The 8,580-nt window shown below is 75.6% G+C and carries 9 protein-coding genes and 1 pseudogene; 5 read left to right on the forward strand and 5 right to left on the reverse strand.

Going from position 1 to position 8,580, the window contains the following annotated elements; genetic code table 11:
- Positions 1 to 248: 248 nt before the first annotated feature.
- Positions 249 to 515: pseudogene (locus ACFQ87_RS35040) on the forward strand (oxidoreductase C-terminal domain-containing protein); the annotation flags it as partial.
- Here ACFQ87_RS35040 and ACFQ87_RS35045 read toward each other — a convergent pair.
- Positions 512 to 1,564: a Clp protease N-terminal domain-containing protein gene (locus ACFQ87_RS35045; RefSeq protein WP_380614957.1), complete on the reverse strand. Its 1,053-nt coding sequence runs from the start codon at positions 1,562 to 1,564 to the stop codon at positions 512 to 514. The pseudogene ACFQ87_RS35040 and the gene ACFQ87_RS35045 sit on opposite strands and share 4 nt — an antisense overlap.
- 332 nt (positions 1,565 to 1,896) lie before the next feature.
- On the opposite strand from ACFQ87_RS35045, the gene ACFQ87_RS35050 reads away from it, so the two are divergent.
- Positions 1,897 to 2,031 (forward strand): hypothetical protein, encoded by a 135-nt coding sequence (locus tag ACFQ87_RS35050; protein WP_380614958.1) that lies wholly within the window; start codon positions 1,897 to 1,899, stop codon positions 2,029 to 2,031.
- Positions 2,032 to 2,039: 8 nt separating this feature from the next.
- On the opposite strand, the gene ACFQ87_RS35055 is transcribed toward ACFQ87_RS35050, so the two are convergent.
- The 3 genes from ACFQ87_RS35055 to ACFQ87_RS35065 all read right to left on the reverse strand — a co-directional run bounded on the left by ACFQ87_RS35055 (position 2,040) and on the right by ACFQ87_RS35065 (position 4,145).
- Positions 2,040 to 2,597, reverse strand: coding sequence for a GNAT family N-acetyltransferase (locus ACFQ87_RS35055; protein ID WP_380614984.1), 558 nt, complete (start codon positions 2,595 to 2,597; stop codon positions 2,040 to 2,042).
- A 570-nt stretch (positions 2,598 to 3,167) separates the two neighbouring features.
- Complete coding sequence (locus tag ACFQ87_RS35060; protein WP_380614959.1) at positions 3,168 to 3,578, reverse strand: hypothetical protein; 411 nt, start codon at positions 3,576 to 3,578, stop codon at positions 3,168 to 3,170.
- 12 nt (positions 3,579 to 3,590) lie between these two features.
- A complete protein-coding gene (locus ACFQ87_RS35065) occupies positions 3,591 to 4,145 on the reverse strand; it encodes a universal stress protein (protein ID WP_380614960.1) in 555 nt (184 codons plus the stop codon).
- Between the two features lie 278 nt (positions 4,146 to 4,423).
- On the opposite strand from ACFQ87_RS35065, the gene ACFQ87_RS35070 reads away from it, so the two are divergent.
- Complete coding sequence (locus ACFQ87_RS35070; RefSeq protein ID WP_380614961.1) at positions 4,424 to 4,597, forward strand: hypothetical protein; 174 nt, start codon at positions 4,424 to 4,426, stop codon at positions 4,595 to 4,597.
- Here the strand turns inward: ACFQ87_RS35070 and ACFQ87_RS35075 are convergent.
- Complete coding sequence (locus ACFQ87_RS35075; RefSeq protein ID WP_380614962.1) at positions 4,594 to 6,978, reverse strand: DUF4118 domain-containing protein; 2,385 nt, start codon at positions 6,976 to 6,978, stop codon at positions 4,594 to 4,596. The two genes, ACFQ87_RS35070 and ACFQ87_RS35075, sit on opposite strands and share 4 nt — an antisense overlap.
- Positions 6,979 to 7,057: 79 nt before the next feature.
- On the opposite strand from ACFQ87_RS35075, the gene ACFQ87_RS35080 reads away from it, so the two are divergent.
- Positions 7,058 to 7,405: a GntR family transcriptional regulator gene (locus ACFQ87_RS35080; protein ID WP_380614963.1), complete on the forward strand. Its 348-nt coding sequence runs from the start codon at positions 7,058 to 7,060 to the stop codon at positions 7,403 to 7,405.
- Positions 7,406 to 7,473: 68 nt separating this feature from the next.
- The gene (locus ACFQ87_RS35085) at positions 7,474 to 8,403 is read left to right on the forward strand and encodes a DUF1648 domain-containing protein (protein WP_380614964.1); all 930 of its coding nucleotides are present in this window, start codon (positions 7,474 to 7,476) and stop codon (positions 8,401 to 8,403) included.
- The last annotated feature ends 177 nt before the right edge of the window (positions 8,404 to 8,580 follow it).

Consider the following 8,580-nt stretch of genomic DNA (forward strand, 5'->3'; position numbering starts at 1 on the left):
CAGATCCTGAGTCTCGACACCTCAAGATCTGCACAGGGGACGGCGTGTACTGCGTCAGGCGCTCCTCAGCGACCCACAGATGGAGCAGAAGAGCCCCTTTTGCCGGGCCGCCTCCTGCTCGCGCGCGGCCTCCTCCAGGGCCGTCATGACGTCCTCGCCTACGAGCATCCCGGCGGCGTCGTGGCGGGCGCGCACGGTCGTGGAGTCGACACTGACCAGCGACAGGCCCGTCTTCCCCTCGCGAGGGTGTTCCCGGGTCCTGGCCCGACCAGTACGACCTCGGCATGGAGTACGTCGGCTACGTCGAGCCGGGCGGCTACGACCGGGTGGTGTTCCGCGGCGACCCGGCCACCCGCGAGTTCCTCGCGTTCTGGCTGTCCGGCGCCCGGGTGCTCGCGGGGATGAACGTCAACGTCTGGGACGTCACCGACCCGATCCGCGAACTGGTCCGCTCGGGGCGGGTGGTGGACGCCGACCGGCTGGCCGACCCGGGCGTCCCGCTCGGCGAGGTCTAGCGGCCCGTCCCACCGGGGACGCCGTCCCAGGGCGTCGGTCCTGATGCCTCGACCAGGCGTCGGGCGCGGGTGTCCTCCGCCAACAGGGCCCGGACCAAGTGCTCGGTGCCCTGGGCCGCGACGCCGGCCAGGTAGGTCTCGACGGAGCGCGGGTCGGCGGGCAGCGGCACCTCGCCGACGTCGAGGACGGCGTGAAGGCCGGCGTAGTCGAGGCCGAGACGGGCGAGCAGCTCGCCGCCGGCGCAGTCCACGTCCGGCTGGGGCTCACGGCGGGCCACTTCATGGACGGCCAGCAGCGCGAGCAGGACGTGCTCGGTGCCGGGCGTACGGCGGCCGAAGCGCAGGGCCTGGGCGTCCGCCTCCAGCCGGATCCAGGCTCCGCGGCCCGCCGCCCCCGGCTGCAACAGCCGCTTCCAGCGCGGGAGTCGGTGGCTACGGCGGGTGAGCAGCGCCTCCCGGGTGGGGTGCAGCAACGGGTCGAGGGGGTCCGGGCGCTCGCCCCCGGGCTGCGGCACGGCCGGGTCGGAACGGTCCGGTACGGCCAGTGGCGCGGCGCCGCCCAGGACCTCGGCGCCGTCCAGAACCTCGGTGCCGTCCAGAACCTCGGTGCCGTCCAGGCGGTCGAGCACGGCCTGCGGCGGGACGCCCACCGCGTGCAGCAGTTCGGCGGCGCGGGTGCGGTCGTCGGCGAGCAGGGCGCGCAACAGGTGCTCGGCGGTGAAGCTCCGCTCGCCGTCCCGGCGGGCGCGCTCCGTCGCCTCGGCGAGAACCCGGGCCGCGGCGCCGGTCAGCACCAGGGCGTCGTCCCCGGCCGGGCCGAGCACCTCCCGGGCGGGCACCCCGTCGCCGCTCCCGTCGTCCGCGCCCCACCGGCCGTCGCGGTCGCGGCGCAGGGAGTGCAGGAGGTCCGCCGTCACCCCGACGGCGGTGAGCGCCGCTCCGGCGGGGCCCGGCGACCCGGCGACGTTGATCAGGAGGTGTTCCGTCCCGAGCCGCCCGCCGCCCGGCTCTCCGAGCGTGCGCCAGTCCGGCTCCAGCATGGTGTCCATGAGCCCCTCCCACAGATGCGGCTTTGCTCGAACTCTACGCTCACTTTGCGTGTTCTTTGCTGCTTTCCCGACGCCAAGAACTCGCCAGGACGGAGGTGGAAGCCGGCCCCCGGTGCCGTTGTTGCTACCTGCAGAAACGTGCGGGCCTGCAGACCTACGGACCTGCGGACCTGCGGACCTGCGGACCTGCGGCAACCCGACCCCGCACCCCGGAGAGGGGTGAGCAGCATGGCCGGCACGTTCCCCGGACCGGGCCGTGTCCCCGAGGCCGAGGCGCCGCTTCCCGGGCCGGCCTGCACGAGGGCGACCTGCTGCTCACCGCCGCCGAGCCCATGGGCAGCGCCCAGTACCTCCAGCGCCTGATGCTCGCCGACGCCATCGGCCGCCCGATCCCGCTCACCGTCCTGCGCGGCGAGGCCCTGGTCGACGTCATCGCCGTCCCGACCGAACTCCCCGCCGACGACTGACACCGGGGCTACGCGTCCGCCGGGTCGCGCGGAGCGCGTCGCATCACCCACAGCGTCGGCCCGTTCCCCGGCAGCCGGACCTCCTCCAGCACCTCGAAGCCGAAGTGCCCGTACACGGCGAGGTTCGCCTCCTTGGAGGACTCCAGGTAGACCGGCAGCCCCGCCTCGTCGGCGCGGGCCAGCCCGGAGCGCAGCAGGGCGGATCCCTGCCCCCGCCCTTGGGCGACCGGGTCGGCGCCGAGCACCGCCAGGTACCAGTGCGGCTCCTGCGGCGCGTTCGCGGCGGCCGCTTCGACGGAGCGCCGGAACGGCTCGGCCTGCTCGCCGAGCAGCCCGGTCAGCTCCCGGATCGTCTCCGCGTCCGGGACGGCCTTGTCCTGCGCCTCCGGTGGCACCCATAACGCGGCGGCGTTCTCGGTGCGCTCGCACACCCCGTGCGGCAGGTACTGCCGGGTGAGCAGTGTGGTGAAGTAACCGCCCAGTGCGGCCGGGCGGGTGACGCCCTCGGGGAAGAACCAGCACATCATCGGGTCGTCCCCGAAGGCCCGCACCAGCACTTCGACCATCGGCTCGGCGTCCTCGACCGTCGCCGTCCTCGGTGTGATCGGTGTGATCGGTGTGATCGACGTGTTCCGCGCGTCCGGTGTCTTCGGCCTGTTCGTCATCCGCATACGGACATTCTGCGCGTCCTTATCCCGGCCGCCCCGGCGGGGCCTCCAACCCGCCTGCCGGACACAATCCCTGACGGATGCTCACGAGCGGTCGGCCCCGGGCGCGCTCGTCGGGCTGGCCGGTGCGGGTGTGATCACCCTGACGCCCTGGGGTGCGATGCTGCTGAGCCGCAAGGCTCTCTCGCGTACGGCGGTTGGCACGCGGCCGCCTTCCTGCCGTGCGGGCTCGCCTGCGGGGCCGCCCGGGGCCGCGCTCCCCTCCCCCGCCGCCGGAAGGCCTGACGGTTGGATGGAGTGGCCGCTGCGGGCGGCGGACCCGCTGTCCGAACGGCGGCCACTCCACCGGGAGGCGCCGGGGGCGCCTCACCTGTTCTGCACCGGTCGCCGAGGGCTCCGGAGTACCGGCCGGAGCCCCCGGGTCCGGCGCGGTCCGCCCGCGCGGGCGGACCGTCCTCGGGGGGCGCCTCAGGCCGGACGGTCCAGGCGCAGCAGCGCCGCCCGCACCGTCCGGCGGGGCAGGGCCGCGGGCAGGGAGACCAGCAGGGCCGTGGCGGTGAACACCGCGAAGTGCCAGGCCTCCGGCCAGGGCCCGGACCAGCCGAGTTCGGCGTGCCGGTGTTCGGCGAAGGCGTTGCAGCACACCCAGGCGGCCAGACCGATCAGCGGCGCGGCCTGCGGGCGGGCGAAGCCGCCGACCAGGCCGCACAGCGCCAGGTACGCGACGAGGGCGAGCCAGCCGGAGTGCAGTTCGCCGAGCCCCCGCAAGCCGAGGGCGAGCAGGCCGCCGCCGAGCAGGGCGACGGTGCCCGAGGTGCCCGTCGAGAGGCGGTCCAGCACCGGGTGGTAGCGGGTGCCGCCGGGTCGCGCCGAGTACATCCGCACCCTGGACTACCCCTTCGCCGCGATCAGTTCGGGCGCGGGGCCGACCGGCAGGTGCCAGCGGGCGCGGCGGTGGAGAGCTTCCAGGTGGTGCAGCAGATCGGGCACCGGGACGGTCAGCACCGGGCAGCCGGCCTCCTTGGCGCAGTACGCGGACACCGAGCGCCGCAGCCGGCGGCGCAACAGGCCGCCGCTCTGCCCGAGCACCAGCAGGTCGTCGGCCCGGTCGGCGACGTGCACCAGGGCGGGCCCGGACTCGCCGCGAATCACGATCGGCCGGATCGACACCCCCGGGTCGGCCCCGCCGAAGGCCGCGTCCAGCGCCTCGTTCAACCGCTGCTCGGCGGCCTCCCGTACGGCGGCCAGCAGCGGCGGGCAGGGCGAGCGGCGGTAGCCGAGCTCGCCGCCGGGCGGCTCCCAGGCGAGTGCCGGCACCAGGACGGCGCCGCGCCCGCGGGCCTCGGCGACGCCGCGGTGCAGTGCCGCGAGGCTTCCGAGCGACCCGCTGACGCCGACCACCACCCTGGGGCCCGCGCTGTCCTGGTGCCGACCGTTGCCGTGCATGATCCGTCCTCGTCTGGTCGCGTTGTCCGTCGCTCTCCACCCAACCGCCGTCCGGGCGCCGACCAGCCGTTCTTGACGGCTTCCTGACGGCCTGGACGCCATTCCCAACGCACTCCATACGCGGACGCACACCCGGCTCGCCCTCACCCGTTCGGCCTACCCGGCGGGCGGGGATCACCCTCGGACGGGTGCCTCGCAGCGCCCATGCGGACCGGCATGCCCCACAGGCTGTTCGATATCGAACTTTCGAGGCCGTGCGGGGGGGCGTGGAGCGCGACGTGCCCGTGGTGTTCGGCTCGACCTACGCTGACCCGCCCGGGCCGGGCCTCCCGCGCAAGCAGCCGCCGCGCCGGGTGGCGGCGACCGAGATCGGCGAGCCGCCGCCGGAGTTCGGCCTGATCGGCGACCGGCGGCGCTCGTGGCCGATACACGCTCGTGACCGGTACAGCTAGGCCGCGCACGGAAGGTCGAGCAGGTAGGCCGTCCCGCCGCCCGGAGCCGGTTCGACGGTGAGCTCGCCGTTCATCGCCTCCACGAAGCCCCGGGCGACGGTCAGCCCGACCGGCTCGGCCCCGCCCGGGGCGCTCACCCGCAGGTGGACGCGGCCCGCCACGGCGCCCGCGTCCACCGCGGCCGGGCGCCCGGCCGCCGCCAGCACGTCGGCGACGGCGCGCTCCAGCAGGCCCGGGTCGGCGAGCACCGGCGGCAGCCCGTCGCCCAGGGCGAGCCGGACCTCGCCGTTCCCGTGCAAGCCCGCGCCGGAGAGCGCGGCCGCCACCACCGGGCGCAGCGCGGTGGGCCGCAGTACCACCGGGATCTCCCCGGCCCGCAGCCGGCTGAGGTCCAGCAGATTGGCGACCAGCCGCTCCATCCGCCGCACCTGGGCGTCGATCCGCCGCCGCTGCGGGGCCGGCAGTTCGGCGGCGTCCCGGCGCAACGCGGCCAGCGGGGCGCGCAGGTCCTGGCCGACCGCCTCCAGCAGGGCGGTGTGCAGGGCGTCGGTCTGGGCGAGGGTCTCGGCCGCGGCGGCCTGGGCGGCGAGCCGCTCGCGGTCGCGGGCCAGCCGCAGCTGGGTGACGTACGGGCCCAGCAGCCGGGTGTCCTCCTCGCTGAGTGCCGGTCCGCGCAGCGCGAGGACGGTGTCGGGGCCGAGCTCGACGGCGAGTGAGGCCTCGTCGGGGCGCAGCGGGTAGCCGGCGCCGGAGGCGGCGGCGGGCTGCCAGAGCTGCCCGGTGCGGACCAGCACGACGGCGCCGTCCAGGCCGAAGACCTGACGCAGTTCGGCGACCAGGTCGGGCAGCGCCCGGGCGCCGGATTCGACGGTCTCGCCCGCGAGGTGGGCGAGGACGGCGGCCTCGGCGCGGGCCCGGTCGGCCTGCTGGGAGCGGCGGGCGAGGCCGTCGATCAGGTGGGCGATGATCCCGGCGACGGCGAGGAAGAGCAGGAGCACGGCGAGGTCGGCGCCGCGTTGGACGCTGAGGCTCTGCCAGGGCGTGGTGAAGAACCAGTCGGCGGCGAGCGCCCCGGCGACGGTGGTGCCGGCGGCGGGCAGCAGGCCGCCGAGCCGGGCGGTGGCGGCGACGGCGAGCAGCAGGCAGAGCAGCACGCCGCCGAGCGCGAGCGAGCCGCGCAGCGGGGAGAGCGCCCAGGCGAGGGCGACGGCGGTGGCCGGGCCGAGCAGCCAGGCGAGCCGGCGCCGGGGCAGCGGTACGGCGGCCGGGCGCCGGCGCCTGGGGGCGGGTGGGACGGCCAGCAGGCCGGGTTCGGGCGGGGGCAGCACCCGGACGTCGATCGGGCCGGCCAGGCGGATCACCCGGTTGATGACCGAGCCGGAGAGCAGTTCGCGCGGCCGGCTGCGACTGGTGGGGCCGAGCAGGATCTGGGTGGCGCTCTCGGCGTGGGCGAAGTCCACCAGGGCGCGGGCGACGTCCCCGGCGTTGACCTCGACGTAGCTGCCGTGGAGTTCGTGCAGCAGGGCGCGCTGTGCGGCCAAACCGGGCGGCTCGCGGGTGGTGGTGCCGTCGTCGGGGCGGATGTGGACGCCGATCAGGTCGCCGTGCACCCGGGTGGCGGTGCGGGCGCCGCGGCGGATCAGGTGCTCGCCCTGCGGGGCGCCGTCGAGGGCGACGACGATGCGTTCCTTGGTCTCCCAGGGGGCGCGGATGCCGTGCCGGGCACGGTAGTCGGCGAGTTCCTCCTCGACCCGGTCGGCCAGCCAGAGCAGGGCGAGTTCACGCAGGGCGCCGAGGTTGCCGGCCCGGAAGTAGTGGTCGAGGGCGATGTCGACCCGGTCGGGCGGGTAGATCCCGCCCTGGGCCATCCGGGTGCGCAGGGCCTCGGGGCTGAGGTCGACCAGTTCGATCCGGTCGGCGGCGCGGACCACCTGGTCGGGGATCCGTTCGCGCTGGGCGACGCCGGTGATCTGCTCGACGACGTCGTTGAGGCTCTCCAGGTGCTGGATGTTGACGGTGGTGGCGACGTCGATGCCGGCGTCGAGGAGCTGGCGGACGTCCTGCCAGCGCTTGGGGTGGCCGCTGCCGGGCGCATTGCTGTGGGCGAGTTCGTCGACCAGGGCGAGTGCGGGGCGGCGGGCGAGCAGGGCGGCCGTGTCGAGTTCGGTGAACCGGGCGCCCCGGTAGTGGACGGTCCGGCGGGGCAGCACCGGCAGGTCGCCGAGCTGCTGTTCGGTGCCCCGGCGGCCGTACGTCTCGACCAGGCCGACCACGACGTCCAGGCCCTCTTCGTCGCGCAGCCGCCGCCCCTCGGCGAGCATGGCGTACGTCTTCCCGACCCCCGGCGCCGCCCCCAGGAACACCCGCAGCCGTCCGCTCACCGCACCGCCTCCAGGTCCATGGTCGGCCGTGGACCGCCGGTACGCACCAGATCTGGATGGTGCTAACGTCAGTAGCACCATGTTGCTGAAGCTGGACCTTGGCGACGCCCGCCCGCTGCACGAGCAGGTGGCGGGCGCGATCCGACGGGCCGTCGCGGAGGGCGAGTGCGCCCCCGGCGACAAACTGCCGCCCGCCCGGGAGCTCTCGCGGGCCCTCGGCGTCAACACCAACACCGTGCTGCGCGGGCTGCGCGCCCTGCGCGACGAGGGGGTGCTGGAGTTCCGCCGGGGCCGTGGCATCACGGTCGCCGCGGACGCCGGAACGCGCGCCGAACTGGTGGACCGGGTACGGCAGTTGATCGCCGAAGCGGCCCGGGCCGGCTACAGCAGGAACGATCTCGTGGATCTGATCAGGGGGATGTCGTGAGGGACGAAGAGCCCGCAGGAGAAACCGTCTCAAGCCGGCCGGTGCGCCGGGGGGCGCTCTTGGGGTCGGTGGCCTGGACGCTCGGCGTGCTGGCGCTGCTGATCGCGCTGCCGCTGGCCGCACGCGACCGGCTGCCGGCGCAGGTGGCGACCCACTGGAGCGGGCGCGACCCGGACGGCTCGATGTCGGTGACGGCGGCGGCGCTCTTCCCGGCCGGCGTCTGGCTCGTGGTGGCGCTCGGTGTCGCCGTCGCCCTCCGGTACCGGACCGACTCGGCCCGCCGGTGGGCCGGGCCGGTGCTGGCGGCCACCGGGGTGCTGCTGACGGGCGCGCAGACCTCCATCGTGCGCGCCAACCTGGACCGTGCCCGCTGGCAGGACGCCGCGCCGATGGGCATCGAGGTGGTCCTGATCGTCGTGGCGGCGGGCCTGGCCGGTGTGCTGTCCTGGCTGGCCACCCGCCCGGGCGCCACCGCCCCGGCCCGGCCCGGCACGCCGGTGCTGGAACTGAGGGCCGGCGAGCGAACGGTCTGGCTCTCCCAGGCCGCCAACCCGTGGCTGCAGTTGCTCGCCGCCGTCACGGCGCTGGTCCCGGTGACGGCCGTGCTGGTCGCCGTGGGCGGGCTGGCGGAGCCCGACTGGGCGACCGTCGTCATCCTCGCCCTCTCCTCAGTCGTCCTCCTGCTCTGCTCCTCGGTGCGGGTCCGGGTGACCGACGAGGGACTGCGCGTCGGCTTCGGCCCGTTCGGCTGGCCCGCCCGGAAGCTCTCCCCCGCCGAACTCGTCTCGGCCCGGGTCGAGCGGCTCACCGCCCGCGGGGCCGGCGGCTGGGGCTACCGCGCCAACCGCCGGGGCACCACCGTGTTCCTGCGCCGGGGCGAGTGCCTGGTGGTCCGCACCAAGCGCGGGAAGGACTTCGCGATCAGCGTCGACGACGCCGAGCGCGGGGCCGCCCTGTTGAACGCGCTGATCGCCCGCACCGGCAGCCCGACCCGCTGACGGCCCGTACGGCCCGTACGGCCCGGCCCACCGACCTGCGGCGCAGCCGGACCGCCCCGCCTGAACCCGCCTGGAGCCCGGCAACGGAAGCGCCCATCGGGCCGCCTCCGGTGGGGGGGCCATCCTCCTTCTGTCCAGTTGGTGGACGGCCCGACCAGGTCGGTCTACCCCAACGCG

Origin of the sequence: Kitasatospora sp. NPDC056531 (assembly GCF_042794375.1) — a bacterium.
In the GTDB taxonomy this organism is placed as follows: Bacteria; Actinomycetota; Actinomycetes; order Streptomycetales; family Streptomycetaceae; genus Kitasatospora.

Excerpts from the sequence above, each read along its gene's own strand:
- ACFQ87_RS35050 (WP_380614958.1), top strand. The coding sequence starts at position 1,897 with ATGGGCAGCGCCCAGTACCTCCAGCGCCTGATGCTCGCCGACGCCATC.
- ACFQ87_RS35080 (WP_380614963.1), top strand. The coding sequence starts at position 7,058 with ATGTTGCTGAAGCTGGACCTTGGCGACGCCCGCCCGCTGCACGAGCAG.
- ACFQ87_RS35060 (WP_380614959.1), bottom strand. The coding sequence starts at position 3,578 with ATGTACTCGGCGCGACCCGGCGGCACCCGCTACCACCCGGTGCTGGAC.
- ACFQ87_RS35055 (WP_380614984.1), bottom strand. The coding sequence starts at position 2,597 with ATGGTCGAAGTGCTGGTGCGGGCCTTCGGGGACGACCCGATGATGTGC.
- ACFQ87_RS35045 (WP_380614957.1), bottom strand. The coding sequence starts at position 1,564 with ATGGACACCATGCTGGAGCCGGACTGGCGCACGCTCGGAGAGCCGGGC.
- ACFQ87_RS35065 (WP_380614960.1), bottom strand. The coding sequence starts at position 4,145 with ATGCACGGCAACGGTCGGCACCAGGACAGCGCGGGCCCCAGGGTGGTG.